Annotated in this window: 17 protein-coding genes; 10 read left to right on the top strand and 7 right to left on the bottom strand. The window is 70.4% G+C overall.

What is annotated here, in order from left to right:
- Positions 1-17 precede the first annotated feature (17 nt).
- The 3 genes from ABTW72_RS19765 to ABTW72_RS19775 all read left to right on the top strand — a co-directional run bounded on the left by ABTW72_RS19765 (position 18) and on the right by ABTW72_RS19775 (position 2,981).
- Positions 18-1,196 carry a MalY/PatB family protein gene (locus tag ABTW72_RS19765; protein ID WP_350860688.1) on the top strand — a complete coding sequence of 393 codons (1,179 nt, stop codon included), beginning with the start codon at positions 18-20 and terminating at the stop codon, positions 1,194-1,196.
- A 103-nt stretch (positions 1,197-1,299) separates the two neighbouring features.
- Positions 1,300-1,815, top strand: coding sequence for a SigE family RNA polymerase sigma factor (locus tag ABTW72_RS19770; protein ID WP_112676297.1), 516 nt, complete (start codon positions 1,300-1,302; stop codon positions 1,813-1,815).
- Entirely contained in the window at positions 1,812-2,981 is a 1,170-nt protein-coding gene (locus ABTW72_RS19775; protein WP_350860693.1) for a hypothetical protein, read from the top strand. The genes ABTW72_RS19770 and ABTW72_RS19775 overlap by 4 nt, the downstream gene beginning before the upstream one ends.
- A 103-nt stretch (positions 2,982-3,084) precedes the next feature.
- Here the strand turns inward: ABTW72_RS19775 and ABTW72_RS19780 are convergent, their stop codons facing one another.
- Positions 3,085-3,483 (bottom strand): hypothetical protein, encoded by a 399-nt coding sequence (locus tag ABTW72_RS19780; RefSeq protein WP_350860695.1) that lies wholly within the window; start codon positions 3,481-3,483, stop codon positions 3,085-3,087.
- Between the two features lie 125 nt (positions 3,484-3,608).
- Here ABTW72_RS19780 and ABTW72_RS19785 point away from each other — a divergent pair, with 125 nt between their 5' ends.
- The gene (locus ABTW72_RS19785) at positions 3,609-3,839 is read left to right on the top strand and encodes a hypothetical protein (RefSeq protein WP_112584423.1); all 231 of its coding nucleotides are present in this window, start codon (positions 3,609-3,611) and stop codon (positions 3,837-3,839) included.
- 7 nt (positions 3,840-3,846) lie between these two features.
- Here ABTW72_RS19785 and ABTW72_RS19790 read toward each other — a convergent pair whose 3' ends face one another.
- Both ABTW72_RS19790 and ABTW72_RS19795 read right to left on the bottom strand, forming a co-directional pair.
- On the bottom strand, positions 3,847-4,722 hold the full coding sequence (locus tag ABTW72_RS19790) for an alpha/beta fold hydrolase (protein ID WP_350860697.1): 876 nt from the start codon (positions 4,720-4,722) through the stop codon (positions 3,847-3,849).
- Between the two features lie 106 nt (positions 4,723-4,828).
- Complete coding sequence (locus ABTW72_RS19795) at positions 4,829-5,173, bottom strand: DUF1330 domain-containing protein (RefSeq protein ID WP_350860699.1); 345 nt, start codon at positions 5,171-5,173, stop codon at positions 4,829-4,831.
- Positions 5,174-5,351: 178 nt separating this feature from the next.
- Between ABTW72_RS19795 and ABTW72_RS19800 the strand changes: the two genes are divergently transcribed.
- Positions 5,352-6,155, top strand: a complete 804-nt coding sequence (locus ABTW72_RS19800; protein WP_350860701.1) for a helix-turn-helix domain-containing protein — start codon at positions 5,352-5,354, stop codon at positions 6,153-6,155.
- Positions 6,156-6,170: 15 nt separating this feature from the next.
- Here ABTW72_RS19800 and ABTW72_RS19805 read toward each other — a convergent pair whose 3' ends face one another.
- Positions 6,171-7,175 (bottom strand): hypothetical protein, encoded by a 1,005-nt coding sequence (locus ABTW72_RS19805; protein WP_350860703.1) that lies wholly within the window; start codon positions 7,173-7,175, stop codon positions 6,171-6,173.
- Positions 7,176-7,645: 470 nt separating this feature from the next.
- Here ABTW72_RS19805 and ABTW72_RS19810 point away from each other — a divergent pair, with 470 nt between their 5' ends.
- Positions 7,646-10,645: a glycoside hydrolase family 95 protein gene (locus ABTW72_RS19810; protein WP_350860705.1), complete on the top strand. Its 3,000-nt coding sequence runs from the start codon at positions 7,646-7,648 to the stop codon at positions 10,643-10,645.
- A 221-nt stretch (positions 10,646-10,866) separates the two neighbouring features.
- On the opposite strand, the gene ABTW72_RS19815 is transcribed toward ABTW72_RS19810, so the two are convergent.
- A complete protein-coding gene (locus ABTW72_RS19815; RefSeq protein ID WP_350860707.1) occupies positions 10,867-14,328 on the bottom strand; it encodes an alpha-glucuronidase family glycosyl hydrolase in 3,462 nt (1,153 codons plus the stop codon).
- Positions 14,329-14,475: 147 nt separating this feature from the next.
- Positions 14,476-15,558: a LacI family DNA-binding transcriptional regulator gene (locus tag ABTW72_RS19820; RefSeq protein ID WP_350860709.1), complete on the bottom strand. Its 1,083-nt coding sequence runs from the start codon at positions 15,556-15,558 to the stop codon at positions 14,476-14,478.
- 185 nt (positions 15,559-15,743) lie between these two features.
- Here ABTW72_RS19820 and ABTW72_RS19825 point away from each other — a divergent pair, with 185 nt between their 5' ends.
- From ABTW72_RS19825 to ABTW72_RS19840, 4 genes are read left to right on the top strand one after another with little or no spacing between them, the layout of a single operon-like run.
- On the top strand, positions 15,744-16,964 hold the full coding sequence (locus tag ABTW72_RS19825) for an ABC transporter substrate-binding protein (RefSeq protein ID WP_350860711.1): 1,221 nt from the start codon (positions 15,744-15,746) through the stop codon (positions 16,962-16,964).
- Entirely contained in the window at positions 16,961-18,073 is a 1,113-nt protein-coding gene (locus ABTW72_RS19830) for an ABC transporter ATP-binding protein (protein ID WP_350860713.1), read from the top strand. Before ABTW72_RS19825 ends, ABTW72_RS19830 begins: the two co-directional genes overlap by 4 nt.
- Entirely contained in the window at positions 18,070-18,969 is a 900-nt protein-coding gene (locus tag ABTW72_RS19835; protein ID WP_350860715.1) for an ABC transporter permease, read from the top strand. The genes ABTW72_RS19830 and ABTW72_RS19835 overlap by 4 nt, the downstream gene beginning before the upstream one ends.
- Complete coding sequence (locus ABTW72_RS19840) at positions 18,969-19,859, top strand: ABC transporter permease (RefSeq protein WP_350860717.1); 891 nt, start codon at positions 18,969-18,971, stop codon at positions 19,857-19,859. Before ABTW72_RS19835 ends, ABTW72_RS19840 begins: the two co-directional genes overlap by 1 nt.
- Here ABTW72_RS19840 and ABTW72_RS19845 read toward each other — a convergent pair.
- Entirely contained in the window at positions 19,837-21,363 is a 1,527-nt protein-coding gene (locus ABTW72_RS19845; RefSeq protein ID WP_350860719.1) for a gluconokinase, read from the bottom strand. The two genes, ABTW72_RS19840 and ABTW72_RS19845, sit on opposite strands and share 23 nt — an antisense overlap.
- Positions 21,364-21,463 lie beyond the last annotated feature (100 nt).

Consider the following 21,463-nt stretch of genomic DNA (forward strand, 5'->3'; position numbering starts at 1 on the left):
GGGAATAGGGTGGGGACATGAGTGGCCTGCTCAGTGGTGCGCGAACCTCGGTCAATCCCCTCCGCCAGCTCACGATCGACCAGCTCCGGCAGCGGACGAGCCTCAAGTGGCGGGAGTACCCCGACGACGTGCTGCCGCTCTGGGTGGCGGAGATGGACGTGCCCCTGGCCGAGCCGGTCGCACGGGCGATCACCGACGCCGTCGCGCGTGGCGACACCGGCTACACCGCCGGAACGGCGTACCAGCAGGCAGTGGCCGACTTCGCTGCGCGGCGGTGGGGTTGGAACGGTCTGGCCGTGGAGCGCACCGCGCTCGTGCCTGACGTCATGCACGGCGTCGTCGAGGCGCTGCGACTGGTCACCGAGCCCGGGGACGCGGTGGTCGTCAACTGCCCGGTCTACCCGCCATTCTACGAGTCCGTCGCGCACGCCGAGCGCCGGATCATGGAGGCACCGCTCGGCGAGGACCTGCGGATCGATCTCGGCACGCTGGAGGATGCGTTCCGGCGGGCTCGCGCCGGCGGACGGCCGGCGGCGTACCTGCTCTGCAGCCCGCACAACCCGACCGGCGTCGTGCACAGCGCGGCCGAGTTGACCGCCGTCGCCGGACTGGCCCAGCGGCACGGGGTGCGGGTGGTCGCCGACGAGATCCACGCTCCGGTGGTGGCTGGGGGAGCCCGCTTCGTGCCGTACCTCTCGGTGCCCGGCGCGGAGAGCGGCCTGTCGCTGATGTCCGCCTCCAAGGGGTGGAACCTGGCCGGCCTGCGCGGCGGGCTCCTGGCAGCCGGCCCGGCCGCGGCCGGGGACCTCGCCCGTGTCCCGTTCGAGGTCAGCGTCAGCACCAGCCACCTCGGCGTGATCGCCCACACCGCTGCCTTCCGCGACGGCGGCGAGTGGCTCGACGCCCTGTTGGCCGGCCTGGACGACAACCGTCGGCTCCTGGCCGCGCTCCTCGCCGAGCACCTGCCGGCCGTCCGCTACCAGCCCGGCCAGGCCACCTATCTGGCCTGGCTGGACTGCCGCGCCCTGGGCCTCGGCGACGACCCGGCCACCGTGTTCCTCGACCGTGGCCGAGTGGCGCTGAACTCCGGCCTGGCGTTCGGCACCGGCGGTGTGGGGCATGTCCGATTGAACCTGGCCACCGCGCCGGAGCTCATCATCGAGGCGGTACGCCGGATGACCAGCGCCGTCGACTGAGACCGTGGCGCGCGGCCGAGCGAGAGGGCTTCCGAGCGTTCTTCGACGGGACGCAACCTGATGATGCTCCGGTCCCGTCGAGCTTGCGGAGGAGGGAGCCTCGATGGTGGATGCCGAGGGTGAGTTCGTGGAGTACGTCTCCGCGCGACTGCCGAGCCTGCATCGGACCGCGTTCCTGATGTGCGGTGACGCCCATCTGGCCGACGACGTGGTGCAGCAGACGGTCACGGCGCTCTACGTGAACTGGCGCCGGGTCAGCCGGGCCGACAACGTCGACGCGTACGTACATCGGATGCTGGTGCACAAGCTCGTCGACGAGAAGCGGTTGAGCTGGGCGAAGGTTCGCCTGCTGGGGTCGGTGCCGGAGCCGGAGCGCTCGCCGGTGACGCCGCACGACGACCTGGCCGAGCGGGACAGCCTGCTCGCCGCGCTCGCCCGCCTCCCGCGCGGCCAGCGCACCGTGCTGGTCCTGCGGTTCCTGTGCGACCTGTCGCTGACCGACACGGCCGCCGCGATGGGCTGCTCCGAAGGCAACGTCAAGTCGCAGACGGCTCGGGCGCTGGCGGCCGTCCGCCAGGTGCTCGACGTCACCGAGATGTCAGTGAGGAGTCCGAAATGACCACGGTGGACGATCAGCGGATCGCCGAGCTGCTGCGCTCGGTGCCGGTGCCGGAGCCGCGGGTCGACCTGAGCCGGGCGGTCCGCGACGGCCGGCGGCGCCGCCAGCGTCGCCGAGTCGGCGGGATCGCCGCGCTGACGATGCTGGCCGGGGTCGGTGTCGTGGGTGCCGTCCAGGTCGGCGGGACCACCAGCCCGCCGGCTCCCACCACGCCGGCGCTCGCGGTGTCACCGACCGGGACCGGGTCGGCCGCCTCCCGCCCGCCGGTCACCTGCCAGGCGTCGTGGTTGCCGCAGCCGGTCGGCGGTCCGGTAGCGGTGGCCAGCGGGGTCGATCCCACCGGACGGCACATCGTCGGCGACATCGGCACCGGGCGGGAGGACGGGCGGGTCGTGCTGTGGACCGACGGCCGGCCGGTCGTCCTGCCGGCGACCGCGCGGCACGCGGCCGCGGTCAACACCCGTGGCTATGTGGTCGGCACCAACGGCGACGGTACCGGCTGGCTGTACGGGGACGGGAAGCTGCGCTTCCTGACCACCCCGCCCGGTTACGACGCGGTGCTCGTGCACGCCGTCAACGGCCGGGGCGACATCGTCGGCACCGCCCGCAAATCCGACGACTCGCACCAGGCTGTGCTGTGGTCGACGGAAGACCCCCAGAAGTACCGGCTGCTCGGCCAGCGGGGTTCGTCCGCGACCGGGATCACCGAGGACGGCACGATCGTCGGCACGGTGGACGATCAGCCCTACCGGTGGACGCCGCGGGGGGTCGGGGCGGCGCTGGCAGTGCCCGACGGCTCCCCGCGGGCGTCGGTCGACTCGGCGCGGGGCGAATGGGCGATCGGGATGGTCCCCGGCGGCGAACGGAGCGGCGCCGTGCAGATGCTGCCGGTGCGGTGGAATCTCGCCACCGGAGCGGTGAGCCTGCTGCCCTTCCCGGGGGCGAGCGGCATCGCCGGCAATGGTGATGTGCTGGTCGTCGACGGTGCGCCGCTGGTCGTGGCCCCGGACGGCACCTCCCGCCGGTTGCCCGGCCGACCGGAGGTCCAGGCGACCGAGGCGGGCACGTACACGGCCGAGGGGATCAGCGACGACGGTCTGACGGTGGTCGGGGCCGTCTACGAGAACCAGGCGTATCGACCGCTGGTGTGGCGGTGCACCCGCTGAGGGGTTGAGCGGCTCAGCTCGAACTCCGTCGTGGGGGCGTGCCGTCCGGGCCGTTTCAACCGAACGGGTCCGTCTGCCCGCTCCCACGGGCTGACCAACCGGGTCACGTGGTGGTGGACGGTCGCGGTGCCCAGGTGCCCGCCGCGCTGGCGATCAGGAGTATCACCGCTGGTAGGAACGCGACACCGATGCCCAGCCCGAGCAGCAGACCCCATCCGGTGAGGACGAGCGCGGCCACCAGATCGGCGACCACTGTCAGTCGACCGACCCACTGCGCGAGAACGGGCAGCAGTGCCGCGACGACGGGAACGCCGAGCAGATAGCTGGCCGCGGCGCCCGAGTCGTCCACGGTGAAGGGAACCAGCACGGCGGCCACCAGTGCGGTGATCGCCAGGGCCGACCATCTGAGCACCGACCGGGTGTTGGCCGGCTTGCGGACCAGGACCACGAGACCGACGAGCAGGACACCCACGATCGCGCCGACGGCCGCCAGACCAGTCATCTCGTTCTCCTCGACCCCCGTAGGTGGCGTTTAATCGAAGACGGCGGATCGTCGTCTCCGTGTCTCACGATACGGCTGGTCGGATCAGCCGCACGAGATCCGGCGTCGAGCAAGGAGGTCCCGGCATGCCTCTCCTGCGAATCCACCTCGACACCGACCGGACCACTGCCCGTCGGGTGCTGCAACTGCATCAGGAGGGCAGGATCCATCACGAGTCGCGGGAGGCCGCCCGGGAGCAGGCGTGGCGTCAGGGCCGCACCCCGGCCGGTGACCCGGTCTTCGTTGGCATCACCAACGGCCGCCGCGACGTGCAGTTGCTCTACGACGTCGAGGTCTACACCGACGCAACCCGTTGAGCAGGGGTCAGCCCGCGTCCAGCACCTCCCGCAGCCGCGCGGCGAACTCCTCGGGCTTGCCCGCGTAGCCGAACTCGCCGCCGAGGAACCCGCCATGGTGGCTCGGGAACACCACGGCCTCCTGGCCGAGCAGCGCCGCGAGGCCCAGGGCGGTGCGGGCGGTGTACGTCCCGGCCGACTCCTCGCCGACCGCGACCACGATCCGGGTGGGCGCGGCGGTGAGCACGCTCGCGTCGGGACGGTAGTCGGTGATCGCCCACGAGCTCTGCGACAGCAGCGGGTCGTCGCGGGTGCCGTCGTCGTCGGCGGTCATGCCGAACATCGCCGGGTCGGGGGTGGGTTGGGCGAAGTAGGCATCGGTGAATTCGCCCTGCCAGGAGGTCATCGCGATGAACGCGGCCATCCCCGCACCCGAGCCCTTCGCCTGGTACGCCTCGTAGAAGCCGGCTCGGGCGCGCTCGGCGGCCGTGGCGTCGGGGAGCACTGCGTTGATCGGGGGTTCGTGCGCCACCAGGGTGGCGACGTCGCCGGGGTGGGTGGCGACCAGTTCGAGTGCGGTCACCGCGCCGCCGCTGCTGGCGAACACGTCGACCGGACCGACGTCGAGCGTCTCGAGGAGCGCATGCAGGTCGGCTGCCTGCTGCTGCGGCGTGTGGTCGGATCGACCGTCCTTGCGCACACTTCGGCCCAGGCCACGCGGGTCGTAGGTGAGGACCGTGCGGTCCGTGAAGTGCGGGGCGAGCGCGGTGAAGCCCTCCGCCGTCATCGGCTGGCCGATCATGAGAAGCGGACGATGGGCGCCAGTGGGAGGTAGCGGGCCGCGGACGTCGTAGACCAGGTCGACGCCGGGAATGACCAGGGTGTGCGTCTGGATGTCCTGCATCCGATGAGACTACGGCCGGCTGACCTGTACCAGGGTGCCTCGCGGGCGGCGAGCCATCGAGTTCTTCGGGACGGCGCTCGTGCCCTGGCGGGCCGAGTGTCAGGTGCTACCGATCGGTGGCGCGGCGGATGGCCGCGGCCAACTGTGAGGAGTCGTGCCCGGACCCGACTCCGTCGACGAGAATCACCTCGCCGGTGAGGTGCCTCGTCCGCAACGGCTTGATCTCCTGATAATCGCTGGACTGGTACCAGGAGCGGGCCTGCTGCAGGTCGGGAAACTCAATGATGATCACGTCTCCGGGCCAGTCGCCCTCCAGAACGTCGATGGCACCACCGTGGACGATGAACCGGCCCCCGAACGGCGTGAGGGTGGCGTCGATTCGCTCCAGGTACGTCAGCACCTCGGCGTGCACGGGTGCCTTGCGGAGGTGCGCGAGCGCGTACGCGGTCATGATTGTCCGTCCTTTGGTCTGTCTTCTGACGTGGTTCGCGGTGGTGGCGGGCGGCGTGGGCCGCCGCGTCACGGCACCGGATCGGTCGTTCCAGAAGCGATCTTTCCGACGTCGTGGTGGGCTGTCGATTACCTCGCAGGTAATGGCCCGGCTGTCGGTGCGGAATTAGGGTCGGCGGGTGACGATCTCGGCCCGGCACGGGCGACCAGTGGGGGAGCTGCTGCGCGACTGGCGCCGGACTCGCGGAATGAGCCAGCTCGACCTGTCGATCGAGGCGGGAGTGTCGGCCCGGCACCTGAGCTTCGTCGAGACCGGCCGATCCCGGCCGAGCCCCGACCTCATCCTGCGGCTGGCCGAACACCTGGAGATGCCGCTGGCCGAGCGCAACGCGATGCTGCTGGCCGGCGGCTACGCGCCCGCCTACCCCCGCCACGAACTGACCGACCCCGAGCTGGCACCGGTACGGGCCGCCGTACGGCAGATCCTCGACGGCCACCGCCCGTACCCCGCGCTGCTCGTGGACCAGCACTGGCACCTCGTCGACGCCAACACTGCCGTCGCCCTGTTCACCATGGACGCGCAGCCCCACCTGCTCACCCCACCGATCAACGTGCTGCGCCTCAGCCTGCACCCCGACGGTCTGGCGCCGCGCATCGTCAACCTGCCCGAGTGGCGCGCCCACCTGCTGAAACGGCTGCACCAGCAGGCGGCGTCAACCAACGACCCGATCCTGTACGACCTGCACGAGGAGCTTCGCGGCTATCCCGGTGGCGACGTCGACACGACACCGACCAGCGATGCCCTCTCACGTGTTCTCGTTCCGCTGCGCTACCGACACGGTGACCAGGAGCTGTCCTTCGTCAGCACCACGACCCTCTTCGGTACGCCCCGGGAGGTCACCGTCGCCGGGTTGGCCGTCGAGGCGTTCTTTCCCGCTGACTCGGCGACCACGCAAGTCCTCCGAGCCCGTGCCGCGTCGTGACTCGGCCGCTGCCCGTCATCTCGGGGGAACGGGCGGCGGCTGACGGAGCGCGTCGCCGATGATGCCGGGCATCCGTCGGGCCACGCCCGCGAGGAGATCCGCGACCTGGACGCGCGGATCGTCCCGGGAGTCGACCACCACCAGCCCCGCCAGGGGTGACACCCCGTTCGGCAGTGCCTTGGTCCGGTGGACGCCGGCCGCCGACGCGTCGCTGTCGGCCAACACCCGCTGGAGGCGGGTCAGCCGGTCGGCCGTCAGGGCGCTCTGCTCGTCGTGGGTCACCAGCACCTGCCGCTGGCCGCCGCTCCAGGACAGGACCGTCTCCGCCAGCGCCGGCAGCAGCGGTTCCAGCGGAGGAGGAACCGTACGGTCGTCGATGTCGAGCCTGGCCACCACGGCCCGTACGTGGCTCGGGCTGAGCTCGTCGAGGACGGCGTCGGCCACCGTGCCGAGGCCGTGTCGCCGCAGCACGTCCCGGGCCTGGAAGAACCGCCGGACCGTCTGGTCGACCGGCAGTCGCCTCTTCATCCGGACCAGGTCGACGAACGCCGACAGGAAGGCGCCCCAGTCGCCTCCGGCCGAGCGTCCGGCCTCGTGCAGGGCGAGAGCCGCCGGATGATGCTCGCGAGCCAGGCGGGTGCCCGCCGCGTACGACGGCTCGGCCAGCAGGAAGTCCACGATCCGGGTGACGAGGAAGAACTCCTTGTCGATCAGGTGGACGTGCGCGCGGCCGGCCAGCGCCGCCAGGAACCACTCCAGTGCCTCTTGCGCACCCGAGCCGCGCAGGAACCGGCCGGACTTGAGCTCGTGCGGTGCGAAGCGGAACCCGGACCGCAGGGCGGTGATGAGCGCGACCGCCTCGTCGACGGCCAGGTCGACGCTCGCGTGTGTGATCACCGGGGCGGTCGAGTGCAGCAGGTTCGTACCTGAGAATCCCGACTCGTCGCAGGCGATCTCCACGACGGCCCCGACCACCACCGCGCCGCCCGGCGGCAGTCCACCCTGAAGAGGCGATCTCACCGCCGCCCTCCCGCCATGCCGCCCATGGTCACCCGTGCGTCGGCAGAGAACAACCCGATTGCGGACGGGAGTCCCAGTCCTCAGCCGCTTCGGGGCGCACGTCGGAGCTGGTGCGCGGCTGGCCCGGCTGTCCGCCCGCGTACATCTGATGTATGTCCATCGGGTTGGGTGGTCGTCGGCCTGATTCTGGTGATTCACCGTGCTGTGCCGTGTTGCTACGCCGCTGCTCATGTGCCCGTACATCTTGTTGACCGGCCGGAGCGGCACCGCGTCCATCCATCGATCGACCGTTGCCTATTCTGTGGCCCCGGAGTAACCTTCCCGAAACACATCAGATGTCTGGCTCGCCAAGGCCCGGCGTCGGCCTGCTCAGGCAGGGTCCCGGTTGGCCCCACCAAGCGGATCCCCATGTCGAGTCCCATAGTTGTCACGCTTCGGGGTGGCCGGACTGGTCACCGTTTGGAGGATCGATGTCAGACCTGACCCGACGGCAGGCCCTCAAGATCGGCGCAGCCGGCGCGGGTGGCGCTCTCCTACCGGTGCCCTGGACCGCCGTGGCACGAGCGGACTCGGTGGCGCCGCCGCAGGTGCTGGCCGCCGGGGACCTCGCCCTCTGGTACGACGAAGGGGCCGGGACCGACTGGCTGCGGGCGCTGCCGATCGGCAACGGCCGGCTCGGCGCCATGGTCTTCGGCAACGTCGACACCGAGCGACTTCAGCTCAACGAGGACACCGTCTGGGCCGGTGGGCCGCACGACCCCAGCAACCCCAGAGGCGCGGGAGCGCTCGCGGAGATCCGGCGGCTGGTCAACGCGAACCAGTGGACCCAGGCCCAGGATCTGATCAACCAGACCATGATGGGCAACCCCGGCGGCCAGTTGGCCTACCAGACCGTCGGCAACCTGCGGCTCGCGTTCGGTTCCGCCAGCGGAGCGTCGCAGTACGACCGGACGCTCGACCTCACCACCGCCACCGTCACGACGACGTACGTGCTGAACGGCGTTCGGCACCAGCGGGAGGTGTTCGCCAGCGCGCCCGACCAGGTCATCGCGATGCGACTGACCGCCGACCGGACCGGCTCGATCAGCTTCACCGCCACCTTCGACAGTCCGCAGCGCACCACGGTCTCCAGCCCGGACGGCACCACGATCGGCCTCGACGGCGTCTCCGGAAACATGGAGGGCGTCACCGGCGCGGTCCGCTTCCTGGCCCTGGCCAACGCGACCGTCAGCGGCGGCAGCGTGTCAAGCTCCGGCGGCACCCTGCGGGTGACCAACGCCAACAGCGTGACCCTGCTGATCTCCATCGGCTCCAGCTACGTCAACTACCGCAACGTCGGCGGCGACTACCAGGGCATCGCCCGGCAGCGCCTCACCGCCGCGCGGGCCAGCAGCTACGACCAGCTGCGCAGCCGGCACGTGGCCGACTACCAGGCGCTGTTCGGCCGGGTCACTCTCGATCTGGGCCGCACGTCCGCGGCCGACCAGACGACGGACGTCCGGATCGCCCAGCACAACAGCGTCAACGACCCGCAGTTCTCCACGCTGCTGTTCCAGTACGGCCGCTACCTGCTGATCTCGTCGTCGCGGCCCGGCACCCAACCGGCCAACCTCCAGGGCATCTGGAACGACTCGCTGGCCCCGGCGTGGGACTCGAAATACACGATCAACGCCAACCTGCCGATGAACTACTGGCCGGCCAACACCACCAACCTGGCCGAGTGCCACAACCCGGTCTTCGACATGGTCAGAGATCTCGCCGTCGCCGGAGCGCGCACCGCCCAGGTGCAGTACGGCGCCGCCAGTGGCTGGGTCACCCACCACAACACCGACGCGTGGCGGGCCACGGCGGTGGTGGACGGCGCGTTCTGGGGCATGTGGCAGACCGGCGGCGCCTGGCTGTCCACGTTGATCTGGGACCACTACCTGTTCAACGGCGACATCGAGTTCCTGCGGACGAACTACCCGGCCATGAAGGGCGCGGCGCAGTTCTTCCTCAACACCCTGGTGACCGAGCCGACCCTCGGTTACCTGGTGACCAACCCGTCGAACTCGCCGGAGCTGAGCCACCACGCGAACGCCAGCGTGTGCGCCGGCCCCACCATGGACAACCAGATCCTGCGGGACCTGTTCGACGCGTGCGCCCGGGCCAGCGAGATCCTCAACGTGGACAGCACCTTCCGGGCGCAGGTTCGCGCCACCCGGGACCGGCTCCCGCCCATGAAGATCGGCTCGCGCGGCAACATCATGGAGTGGCTCTACGACTGGGTGGAGACCGAACCCAACCACCGGCATATCTCGCACCTGTACGGTCTGGCCCCCAGCAACCAGATCACCAAGCGCGGCACTCCGCAGCTGTTCGAGGCGGCCCGGCGGACCCTGGCGTTGCGCGGCGACGACGGCACGGGCTGGTCGCTGGCCTGGAAAATCAACTTCTGGGCTCGGATGGAGGAGGGCAAGCGGGCCCACGACCTGATCCGCTACCTCGCCACCACCGCGCGGCTCGCGCCCAACATGTTCGACCTGCACCCGCCGTTCCAGATCGACGGCAACTTCGGCGCCACCTCCGGCATCGCCGAGATGCTGTTGCAGAGCCACACCGGCGAGCTGCACGTCCTGCCCGCGCTGCCGCCGGCCTGGCCGAGCGGTCGGGTGACCGGCCTGCGCGGTCGGGGTGGGCACACGGTCGGCATCACCTGGGCGAGCGGTCTGGCCACCGAGATCCTCATCCGACCGGACCGGGCCGGCACCGTCCGCCTGCGCTCCCGGATCCTGACCGGCACCGTCACCGTGGTCGACACCGCCGACGGTACGGCGGCCCGGACCACCCGGATCGAGTCCGACCTGATCGACGTCACAGTGCAGGCCGGGCGCACCTACCGGGTCACCAGTTCCGGTGCCACCACGCCGACACTGGAGCAGAGCTTCAGCAACGTCGGCATCACCAGCGACAGCAACACCAACGTCGGGAACTTCGACGGTGGCGGGGCTTCGCTCTCCGCGCAGGCCCTGGCGCAGGCCGGTGCCAGCCCGGGCGGCACGGTGAGCCGCAACGGGATCAACTTCCGCTGGCCCAACGTCAGCTCCGGGGCCGCCGACAACGCCATCGCCTCGGGCCAGACCATCGGCGTGACCGGCACCGGCAGCACGCTCGGCTTCCTGCTGACCGGCACCTACGGCGCGGTGTCGGGGACCGGCACTGTGGTCTACGCCGACGGCACCCGCCAGACGTTCACGTTGAGCACGCCCGACTGGTACGGCGGGCCGCACTCCGGGGGCACCGCGGCCATCGTGTCCGCGTACCAGAACCGGCCCAACAACGTCCGCCAGGCCACCGCCGCCTGCATCTACTACGTGGGTGTCGCGTTGCAGAGCAAGGCGGTGGCCTCGGTCGTGTTGCCCAACATCAGCGCCCGGCCGGCCACGAACGTGCCGACCATGCACATCTTCGCCATCGCGATCGGGGGCTGACAGCAACGGATCCTGCTCGGGGGAGCTCGACCGGGCCCGTCCCAACGTCAGGGGCGGGCCCGGTCGCGGCTTTCGGTGCTGCGGCAACGGTGAGTGCAGCCCGCGGTCGGCGGTGATCGTCGGTCGTCCGGGTCGGGGCGGATGCGGTATTGAGCGGTATACCTCAGAGGTATGAATATGACTCTGAGGTATACCGCTCAACAGCACATCGACATGCCGGTCTAGCGGATACGTTCGCCGCGGCTCTCGATCCGGAAGTAGTCGAAGGCGACATCGAGGTCGGTGGAGGTGCCCGCCCGGTTGAAGGCCAGCAGCCCGGCCTTCGTCGGCTCGACGGTGAGCGTCGTGGAGCCGATGTAGCGGTAGACGCTCCCGTCGGTGGAGTAGTAGGCGCGGTAGCTGTTTCCGATCTTGGTCAGTCGCAGCCAGATGGCGCCGTCGGCCCCGACGATCCGCTGGGCGTCGGCTCCGGTGATCTCCAGGGTGGACGCCGCGCCGTTCTGCTCGCGTAGGAAGACGATCCGGGTCCTGTTGACGGCGGCGGTCGCGTTGCCCATCTCCCAGGCGAGCTTCACGTAGTTGTCGTCGTCCGCGTACCCGAGTACACCGCCCTGCTCGTTGTTGGTGGCGAGTGGGCGGGAGAAGACGACCCTGGACTCGGCCGTCCAGTCGCCGTCGACGTCCTGCAGGGCCAGGTTCCTCGCGGTGTTGGCGTTGCCCTGGAGGTCGCCCTGCTGCGCGGTGACGACCAGGGACCCGTCGGCCAGGCGCCGGCTGCTCTCGTCCGGACGGACCCACTGCCACTGCGGGCCGGGTTGGGCCGAGTCGAACTCGTCGCTGCCGGTGATGCTGGTGTTCAGGTCCACGGTGTAGACCGACGAGGCTCCGCCGTTGGTGACGGTGACCCGGGCCTGCCCGGTGGGGCTGGTCGCCTGCGCGACCGCGACGGTGGCGGCGGGGTCGGCGGCGCTGGCGGTGACCGTCGGCACGGTCGTGGTGCCGGCCGGCGTGAGGGCGTTGTAACGCAGCACCGTCGGCGCGAACGACGCCAGTCGCTTGCCGTCTACGCGCAGGGCCGTCAGCGTCGTGTCGGGCACCAGGTTGAAGACGTAGTTCTTCACCAGGGGGCCGAAGAAGCTCTCCGTCGTGACCTTGACGACCGCCTGGCCGGGTACGTCGGCCGCCTGGGAGATGATCTCGTAGCGGGCCTTCCGGTCGGCCGTCCGCACCTTCGTGATGGTCGGTGACGCCCCGGCTGGCACCGGGATGGTGTACGAGGTGTCCGACAGGTTGAAGCCGCCGAACCTCTTCCCGTTCACCACGATCGTCGCCGACAGTGGCGCGTCGTCGACCGGAATGTCCCGCCCGCTGAACTCCTTCCAGTAGTTCACCGAGGTGTCCCGCCAGTCGGCGGCGTCCGCCTCGTGCACCGCCAGCTTGGCGCGTACCTCCGCGAACCGGCGTGCGTCGAGGTCGGGTTGGAGCGCGTCCCAGGTCTCCCGCATCCAGGTCACGTACTGCACGCCCATCTGGTAGCGGTAGATCAACTCGTCCCAGAACGGCCGGCCGCTGTCCATCCGATGGCCCCACGGCACGTGGTGGAACCACATCAGCAGGTTCTCCGGGACCGAGTTGATGTTCCCGTAGCGCTGCTGCAACCGGGGGAAGTACTGGGCGGCCAGGTTGCTGCCGGTGGGGGAGCGGTCGAAGCCCAGACCGACGCTGTCGGCCTTGTTGTAGTAGATCGGGCTCCAGTCGTCTCGGCCCGCCCAGTCGGCGGGGTCGGGACGGTAGTGAGCGCCCTCGGCGAACTGGTGGCCGATGCCCAGCGGCGTCTGGTAGCTGACCAGCGACTCCCACGAGCCCATCATCATCTTGCGGATGGTGTCGACGACGCGCCGGTCGTTGCTCCAGGTCATCCGCGTCCAGTCGGTCGCGATGTCCGCCGAGTCGAGCGTCCAGTCCCACGCCTGGCGTCCGAAGGCGAACAGGTTCGCCTGGGCGAAGTGGTGCCCGGTCAGGTTGTCCGCGTTGCCGAGGTTGGCGACACCCACGATGGCGGTGTCCGGGTGGTGCTGGGCGGTCCCGTCGACGATGTTGCCGACCAGGCGCTTCTTGAGCAGCTTCCCGTTCGCGTCGGTCGCGTACGTGTCGGTCTTGAGGATCTCCTCGTACATCGGGCCGAGGTAGGCCAGCATCCAGTTCTGGCCGGTGTACTCCTGCGTGATCTGGAGTTCCAGGGCCTGGTTGGTGTTCTCCATCCGGCCGAACATCGGGTGGATGGGCTCCCGGGCCTGGAAGTCCAGTGGCCCGTTCTTGGTCTGGAGGAACACGTTGTCGGCGAAGCGTCCCCGGCTGCCGTCCGGCTGGACCTCGTCGTCGATCGGCCCGAACTCCAGGTAGGCCCGCTTGAGCCGGTCGTTGTCGACCTCGGCGTTGTAGACGAACGTCCGCCAGTGCACTGTCATCCCGAGCGGTGCCACCGCGGCGGCGATGGCGTTGGCGCCGTCACCGTGGTCGTACCCGAAGTCCTGTGGCCCCGGCTGGCCCTCGGAGTTGGCCTTCACGGTCAGGCCCATGAAGTCCGGAATCGCGGCCTGGATCTGCTGGGCCCGGCGGTGCCACCAGCCCCGGAAATCCGCGCCGTACGGATCGAGTTGGCTGTTGGTCAGCGTGTCGGGCGCGAACCGGCTGTCGGTGGGCGCGGTGTAGCGGATCGACAGGCCCAGCCTGATGCCGTACGGACGCAGCGCGTCGGCGAGGGCCGCCTCCTGCGCGATGCGGGTGCTCGTCAGGTACGCGTTGTCGGCGTTGACGTTGTTGATGGTGATGCCGTTGATGCCCAGGGACGCCAACGCGCGGGCCATGACGAGGTAGCGGTCGAGAATGACGGGCAGGTTCCGGCCGGCGCTGGCACCGGTCGCGGCGAAGTTGAAGATCGCCCCGCTCTCCCCGTTCAGCCCGCCCAGCCCGGAGGGATTGTTGCCCGCGTAGAGGCGCTCGGTCTCCCAGTTGTTCAGCAACCGATGCTTGATCTTCGGTGACTCCGCGACGCGGAGGTGGTCGATGGGTTTCCGGGTCTGTAGCAGCCGGAGGAAGGCGAAGGTGCCGTACAGCGCGCCGAGGTCGGTGTTGCCGGCGATGACGGTGAAGCGTGCCCTGCCCTTCGACACCGACCGGACGAGGTAGCCCTCGTCGCCCACAGTGGCCAGGTCGCGGGTCGCGATGGTGCGGCCCACCAGCGGCGAACTCGTCGGCGTGCCGACCACGATCGCGCCGTCCGGGACCGTGCCGCCGCCGACCGTCGCCACGGGTGTCGGTTGACCGAGCAGCCCGCCCAGACCGCGCACCAGTTCGTCCCGGGCGGCGCCCAGCGTGCTCTCGACGAGCTTCTCGCTCGAATCGGGGGCCATGGCGAGGTCGGTCGTGTGCCGGTGGACCTTCGTGGCGTCGGCGTTCTCGACCACGATCGCCGTGGCCGCGCGGCGGTAGTCACGCAGCAGCTTCGCGTCGTCGACCGGCACGTACCGCAGCCACAGGTCGGAGCCGTTGTAGTCGTCCGGCGACGGGGCTGCGGCGACCGGCGTGGTGGTGGCGACCGTGAGGGTGGCCGCGACGGTGGCCAGTGCCGTGCCCAGCACGATGAGGGTTCGCCGTAGCCGGGGCACCGAAGCTCGGTTCATCGCCATCTCCTCGTTCGTTCGCTGGGACGCCGTTCGGCCCGTCCCGCGAGCGCAACGACGTTGCTGGATGGATGCGCGTCGATCCTTCCCGGCGTGGCTGCGCCTCGGCAACGAGTTGTCGTTTCTTGTCGCGGGGCCGCTCGGCCCTCACGGCAGGTGGGCCGCCGGGCCGGGAACCGGCCGCTGCCGTACCCACGCTGGTCTGGCCCGACCGGGGCTCGGGTTGCGCGCGGCCGTCGAGTCGCGGACCACGAGGCGTACCGGCAGGACCATCGGCCGGCCGGTGTGCCCGCGCGCACCCTCGATCATCGTGAGCAGGTGCCGGGTAGCGGCCGAGCCCTCCGCGTAGAGCGGTGCCGCGACGGTGGTGAGCCCGGGCGTGACGATGTCGGCGGCGAGGATGTTGTCGAAGCCCACGACGCTGACGTCGCCCGGAACGTTGACGCCCATCCGGTTGAGACCACGGATGATCCCGATGGCCATCTGGTCGTTGAAGGCCAGGACCGCCGTCGCGGGACGCGCGCACAGCTCCTGCGCGGCCCGCTCACCGCCGGCCAAGGTGGGGCTGAACGGCCCGATCTGGCGAACCTTGATCTCCAGCTCCATGCCCGCCTCGAGCAGCGAGCGCCAGCGCACGCCGTTGGGCCAGGACGCCTGGGGGCCCGCGACGTAGGTGATGTGGTCGTGCCCCAGCTCACCGAGGTGTTCGGCGGCACGCCGCACCCCACGACTGTCGTCCGTGACGACGCACGGCACGTCGGCGAGAGCGCGGTTGAGGACCACCACCGGTCGCTGCTTGGCGACCATCCGGATGGCCGAGTCGGACATCCGGCTGCTGGCCAGCACGATGCCGTCGACTGTCGACATGGTGCGTTCGACCGCCGCCCGTTCCAGCCGGTCGGACTCCTGGGCGTCGATCAGCACCGTGGTGTATTCGCCGTCGGCCGCCACCTCCTGCGCTCCGCGCACGATCTCGGCGTACACCGGGTTGGTGATGTCGGCGATGACCAGCGCGATCATCTGGGTGCGGGACGTGGTGAGGGCGCGAGCGAGGGGGTTGGTCCGGTAGCCCAACCGCTCGGCGACCTGCCGGATCCGTTCGGCGGTCTCGGAGTTGACGCGACTCGGTCGGGAGAAGGCGCGGGACACCGTGGACGGTGAGACGTCTGCCTCGAGGGCGACGTCGTAGATCGTGACTCGCTGTCCCGGCGGCCTGATGTGGTCGGGCATCTGCATGCTCCTCCCGGCTACGCGCCGTGATCATGGTATGGCGGCTGTGAATACTCGGCAATGCCCCCGCAACAATCCAGCAGCCCGATCACATTCGCGCGAGGCAATACATGGCAACCCGTTGCCGCCGCGGCGCGCCGGCTGCCTCAATCAGCACTGATGACACCTGGCGGAGGGAACGGCTCATGGGTATCTCGCGGCGCGGCGCTCTCCTGGTCACGGCATCGTCGCTCCTGGTGGGCGCGGTCGGGTGTGGGGCACCCGAGGCCCCCGGCGACAACAAGGGCGACAACACCGGTGAGGTGCCCCAGCGGCCCGGTAAGGCCGTCACGCTCAACGTTCTCGACGTGGCGGGCAACCTCCAGCTGACCCAGGGGATGATCGACGAGTTCGTCTCGAAGAACCCCGACGTGATCTCCCGGGTGACCTATTCGAAGGCGCCGGCGCCCGAGCTGGCCGGGAAGATCAAGGCTCAGCAGGGGGCGGACCGGGTGGACATCGGTCTCGTGCTGACCGGCGTCGACGGCCTGGCCGCCGGGATCGAGCAGGGGCTCTGGATCGACGTGTTGCCGACCTTCCAGGACCGTCTCGGCGGCATGAGCAACTACCTGGAGCCGGCCGCCGCGATGCAGAAGCTCGCCGGCAACGCGGGCGTCACCGTCACCTACTATCCGTCAGGTCCGTTGCTCGAATATCTGCCGTCCCGCTTGGCGACGCCACCCACCAGCGCGGACGCGCTGCTCGCCTGGGCCAGAGCCAACCCCAGGAAGTTCCAGTACGCCCGCCCGGCCAACTCCGGCCCGGGCCGGACGTTCCTGATGGGTCTGCCCTACATCCTGGGCGACTCGAACCCCAAGGACCCCACCGCCGGCTGGGACAAGACGTGGGCCTTCCTCAAGGAGTTGGGCCAGTACGTCGACTACTACCCGTCCGGCACCACCGAGACCATGAAGAACCTCGCCAACGGCACCGCGCACCTGATCGTCAGCACGACCGGTTGGGACATCAACCCGCGGGTGCTCGGCACCGTGCCCAAGGAGGCCAGGATCACCCCGATCGACGGCTTCCACTGGGTCACCGACGCGCACTACGCCGTCCTGCCCAAGGGCGTGTCGACCGACACCCAGGCCGCCGTGCTGGCCCTGCTGGCGTTCATGCTCACCCCTGAACAGCAGGCGAAGGCGTACGACGAGGGTTACTTCTACCCGGGCCCGGCGATCAAGGAGGTCCAGCTCTCGTCGGCGCCGCAGAAGAGCCAGGACGCGATCCGGGAGTTCGGTCGCCCCGAGTACGACGCGCTGATCGCCGGAAACCCGACCGAGGTCCCGCTCGACGCGAAGAGCCTGGTGGCGGCGTTCAGCCGCTGGGACCGCGAGATCGGCGGCGGCAAGGTCAAGCAGGGATGAGCGCCTTCACCCAGCTGCGGTTGGACGGGGTGTCCCGCCGGTTCGGTGGCCAGGCCGCGCTCACCGGGCTGGACCTGACGATCGAGGCGGGGGAGTTCATCGCCCTGCTCGGCCCGTCCGGCTGCGGCAAGTCGACGGCGTTGAACTGCCTGGCCGGGCTGCTGCCGTTGACGGAGGGGAGCATCTGGCAGGACGAGCGCCGCATCGACACGCTCCCGCCGGAGCGGCGCGGCTTCGGCATGGTGTTCCAGAGCTACGCCCTCTTTCCGCACCTGACGGTCCGGGCGAACATCGCCTTCGGACTGCGGATGCGGCGGCTGCCCAAGGAGGAGACGCGCCGGCGTACGGCGGAGGCGGTCCGGCTGGTTCGACTGGAGGACCACGTCGACAAGCTGCCCGGTCAGCTCTCGGGTGGCCAGCAGCAACGCGTCGCCATCGCCAGGGCCGTCGTGTTCGAGCCGTCCCTGGTGTTGATGGACGAGCCGTTGAGCAACCTCGACGCCAAACTGCGCCTGGAGATGCGGACCGAGATCCGCCGGCTGCACCAGTCGTTGGGGCTCACCACCGTCTACGTGACCCACGACCAGGAGGAGGCGCTGTCGCTGGCCGACCGGCTGGTGGTGCTGCGGGAGGGGCGGGTGCAGCAGATCGGCTCGCCGCGTGAGCTGCACACCCGACCGACGAACTGGCACGTCGCCGACTTCATGGGCTACCGCAACCTGTGGCGGGGGCGGGTGGAGCAGTCCGACGGTGCCCGGGCCACCGTCGAGGCGTCCGGCCATCGCCTGCTCGGCGAGGTGGTGGGGGGCCTCCAGCCCGGGGCGGACGTCGTGCTCGCGGTACGCCCCGAGGACATCCGCGTCGACGGGCCCGGCGAGATCGGCAACGCCATGTCGGCGACGGTCGAGGTGGTGGAGTACCAGGGCCGCCAGTTGGCGGCCGAGGCCCGCACCGACACCGGGCTGCTGCTGCACCTGCGGACCGAGCAGCGGATCGCGCCGGGCGACCAGGTCAAGCTCGCCGTCGACCCGCAGCGGCTGCTGGTCTACTCCACCGACGCGTCGACGCAGCCCGACCGCCTCGCGGACGCCCCGGGGGCGACACGGTGAGCGGCGCCGGGCCCGGGAGGCCGCTGGCGCACTGGCAGCACCGTCTCGCCGAGCGGGGCGTCGATCGTCAGCTCTGGTTGCTGGTCCCGGCCCTGGTCTTCGTCATCGCCCTGTTCCTCTACCCGTTCTTCTACGGGCTGACGCTCTCGTTCCAGCCGACCAGGGGCGGGCCGTTCAGCGACTACGCCCGGTTCTTCTCCGACTCCTACGAGCGGGGCACGATCTGGATCACGCTGCGGATCGCGTTGCCCGCCGCGCTCCTGAACGTCCTCGCCGCGGTGCCGATCGCCTACCGGATGCGCGGCCGGTTCCGGGGCAAGCGGCTGGTCACCACGCTGCTGGTCGTGCCGATCACGCTCGGCACGGTCCTCACCGCACAGGGGTTGTTGAACTTCCTCGGCCCGACCGGCTGGTTCAACCGGATCCTGTTGGCCAGCAACCTCGTCGACGAGCCGGTGCGGCTGACCCACAACTACTGGGGCGTGTTCTTCTCGCTGGTGATCACCGGCTTTCCGTTCGCGTTCCTGCTGGTGCTCTCGTACCTGTCCGGCATCGACCCGACCCTGGAGCGAGCGGCCGCGACGCTGGGCGCGGACTGGCGCCGTCGGTTCACCCGGATCACCCTGCCGCTGCTGATGCCCGGCCTCGCCACGACCTTCTGCCTGACGTTCGTGCTGGCGTTCAGCGTGTTCCCGTCGGCCGTTCTGGTCGGCAACCCGGCCGGGGAGACCCGGGTCATCTCCCTCGCCGCCTATCAGGCGGCCTACGAGCAGTACGACTACCCGTACGCGTCGGCGATCGCCATGATCATGGGCTTCGTCGAGCTGGTCATCATCGCGGTGGTGCTCGCCGCTCGTAGCCGCTTCTACACCGGCTCCACCGGAGGCAAGGGCTGATGGCAACGACCACCCAGGCCCCACCAGCGCGGCCCCCCGCCACCAGCACCGACCGGCGGCGGCGTATCGCCGCGCGTCCGGCCGCCTGGATCGTGTGGGGCGTCGTCATCTTCTTCTTCCTCAACCTGCTGGGCGTCGTGGCGTCCGTGCTGGTCAGCTCGTTCGGCCGGCGCTGGTTCGACACCTGGCTCCCGGACGGCTACACCACCAGCTGGTACGCCCGAGCCTGGGACGAGTTCGCGCTCCTGTCGGTCATCGTCGTGACGCTGGAGGTCTCCGTACTCGTCGTGGGCCTCTCGCTGGTGATCGGCGTGCCGGCCGCCTACGCCCTCGCGCGGCGCTCGTTCCCGGGCAAACGGCTGATCTTCCTGGTGTTCCTGCTGCCCATCCTGATGCCCCCGATCACGTACGGCATCCCGCTGGCGACCGTCCTCTACAAGTTCGGCCTGGCCGGGCACATGTCCGGGGTGGTGCTCGCCAACCTCGTGCCGTCGGTGCCCTTCGTCATCCTGACCATGACCCCGTTCATCGAGCAGATCGACCCGAGGATCGAGAGCGCCGCGCGCATGTGCGGCGCGGGCCTGCGGACGGTGTTCCTCCGGGTCCTCACGCCGCTGCTCGTGCCGGGCATCCTCGCCTCCGCGATCCTCGTGCTGGTCCGGACCGTGGGCATGTTCGAGCTCACCTTCCTGACCGCGGGGCCGGACTCGCAGACCCTGGTGGTGGCGCTCTACTACTCGATGTCCGCGTCCGGGATCAGGGCGCAACAGTCGGTCGACGCCATGGCGGTCATCTACACCTCGATGATGCTGGTCCTCCTCGTCGTCGCGCTGCGCTACGTCAACCCGACCCAGTTGGTGGCCCAGGTCAAGGACGAGCCGGAGCACTGAGGCCGGCGCTGGCGTCGAGGATCTCACCCAGCCGACCCGCGACGGTGAGGAGCGCGGGCAGCCTCGTCCGCAGACCGCGATAGGCCGCGGCGAGAGCCGGGTCCACCGCGACGGGCTCGCCGCCGGCGACCTCGGGATCGAGCTGGGTGACCGCCTCCTGAAGATCGGCGGTGTGGCCGACCGCGAAGAGCCCGAGGGTCGCCGCGCCGAGGGTCACGTGGTCGGCCACGCCCGCGACGCGGACCGGGCAGTCCAGCACCGCCGCCATCACCTCGCGCCACAGCGCAGACCCGAAGGCGCCGCCGGTCAGGCGGACGCTGTCGATCGGCGTCAGCTCGGCCAGCCGGTCACGGACACCGGCGAGTTGCAGGCAGACGCCCTCCACGGCGGCCCGGACCAGGTGGCCGCGCGAGTGCTCGCTGCGCAGGCCCAGGAACGCGCCCGGCGGGGCGTAGCCCTGCGGCGGGGCCTCGTCGGCCCGCAGGTAGGGCAGCATCACGAGACCGTCGCTACCCGGTGCGATCCGCTCGGCGAGATCCAGGAGAGCGGGCGCGGCACTGTCGTCACCGAGGACGCGTCCCGCCCAGCGCACGACGTTGCCGCCGTTGCTGAGCGCGCCGCCGACAACCCACGCGTCGTCGGTCAGCGCACCGCAGGAGAAGGTCTCCGCCGGATCGGTGAGGGGAGCCTCGACGACCGTCCGCAGGGCCCCGGTGGCCCCGAGCGTCAGACCACCGACGGTGGGGTCGATCGCCGCCGCGCCCAGACTGCGCAACGGACCGTCTCCCGCGCCGACGACGACCGGTGTGCCGGAGGGCAGGCCGACCGTGCGCCCGGCCGTCGGCGACAACCGCAACACCGCCGTCGTGGGCAGCACCGGGGGCAGCTGACTCTCGGACACCCCGGCAAGATCGAGTACGGCGGGACTCCACCCCCGACGGTGCACGTCGAACATCCCGGTGCCGGATGCCGAGGACAACTCGGTCACCAGCATCCCGGTGAGCCGATGGACCACGTAGTCCTTGAGGCCGATCCACCACCGCGTCGCCGTGCAGAGGTACGGCTCGTGGCGGGCGAACCACAGGAGCTTGCAGAGCGGGTTCATCGCGTGCACGGGTGTGCCCGTCAACCGGTGCAGCTCCCGGCTCTGGCCGGACAACCGCAACTCACGGGCCGCCTCCGACGACCGCACGTCGCGCCGGGTCAGCAGTGGCGTCACCGGCGTCATGGCCGCGTCCAGCCCGATCAGGCCGTACCTGGCGGAACTCAGCGCGAGGGCGACCACCTCCGCCCCGGCGGTGCCGGCCACACACGCGGACATCGCCGCCAGGGTGGCCGCCATGAGCACGTCCGGCTCCTGCACCTGCCAGCCGGGCACCGGCTCCAACAGTGGGTACTCCCGCGTCGCGACGTATCGTGCGGTGCCGTCCAGTGCGAACGCGACAGCCCGTACGGCAGTGGTGCCCACGTCGACTCCGACGATCACCCGACGCTCCGGCCCCATCCGCACATGGTCGAGCGGTGTGCGGATGGCCGGCAAGCGGTTGCGGGCAGTTGTCGTCACGGCGGCGCGTAGCCGACCCGTTCGCCTGGAAGATCAGGCA

Origin of the sequence: Micromonospora sp. NPDC127501, from assembly GCF_040302185.1 — a bacterium.
GTDB lineage: Bacteria > Actinomycetota > Actinomycetes > Mycobacteriales > Micromonosporaceae > Micromonospora.

Bases quoted from the DNA above. Each gene is read 5' to 3' on its own strand.
- ABTW72_RS19765 (WP_350860688.1), top strand. From the start codon at position 18: ATGAGTGGCCTGCTCAGTGGTGCGCGAACCTCGGTCAATCCCCTCCGC.
- ABTW72_RS19770 (WP_112676297.1), top strand. From the start codon at position 1,300: ATGGTGGATGCCGAGGGTGAGTTCGTGGAGTACGTCTCCGCGCGACTG.
- ABTW72_RS19775 (WP_350860693.1), top strand. From the start codon at position 1,812: ATGACCACGGTGGACGATCAGCGGATCGCCGAGCTGCTGCGCTCGGTG.
- ABTW72_RS19780 (WP_350860695.1), bottom strand. From the start codon at position 3,483: ATGACTGGTCTGGCGGCCGTCGGCGCGATCGTGGGTGTCCTGCTCGTC.
- ABTW72_RS19785 (WP_112584423.1), top strand. From the start codon at position 3,609: ATGCCTCTCCTGCGAATCCACCTCGACACCGACCGGACCACTGCCCGT.
- ABTW72_RS19790 (WP_350860697.1), bottom strand. From the start codon at position 4,722: ATGCAGGACATCCAGACGCACACCCTGGTCATTCCCGGCGTCGACCTG.
- ABTW72_RS19795 (WP_350860699.1), bottom strand. From the start codon at position 5,173: ATGACCGCGTACGCGCTCGCGCACCTCCGCAAGGCACCCGTGCACGCC.
- ABTW72_RS19810 (WP_350860705.1), top strand. From the start codon at position 7,646: ATGTCAGACCTGACCCGACGGCAGGCCCTCAAGATCGGCGCAGCCGGC.
- ABTW72_RS19815 (WP_350860707.1), bottom strand. From the start codon at position 14,328: ATGAACCGAGCTTCGGTGCCCCGGCTACGGCGAACCCTCATCGTGCTG.
- ABTW72_RS19820 (WP_350860709.1), bottom strand. From the start codon at position 15,558: ATGCCCGACCACATCAGGCCGCCGGGACAGCGAGTCACGATCTACGAC.
- ABTW72_RS19825 (WP_350860711.1), top strand. From the start codon at position 15,744: ATGGGTATCTCGCGGCGCGGCGCTCTCCTGGTCACGGCATCGTCGCTC.
- ABTW72_RS19830 (WP_350860713.1), top strand. From the start codon at position 16,961: ATGAGCGCCTTCACCCAGCTGCGGTTGGACGGGGTGTCCCGCCGGTTC.
- ABTW72_RS19840 (WP_350860717.1), top strand. From the start codon at position 18,969: ATGGCAACGACCACCCAGGCCCCACCAGCGCGGCCCCCCGCCACCAGC.
- ABTW72_RS19845 (WP_350860719.1), bottom strand. From the start codon at position 21,363: ATGGGGCCGGAGCGTCGGGTGATCGTCGGAGTCGACGTGGGCACCACT.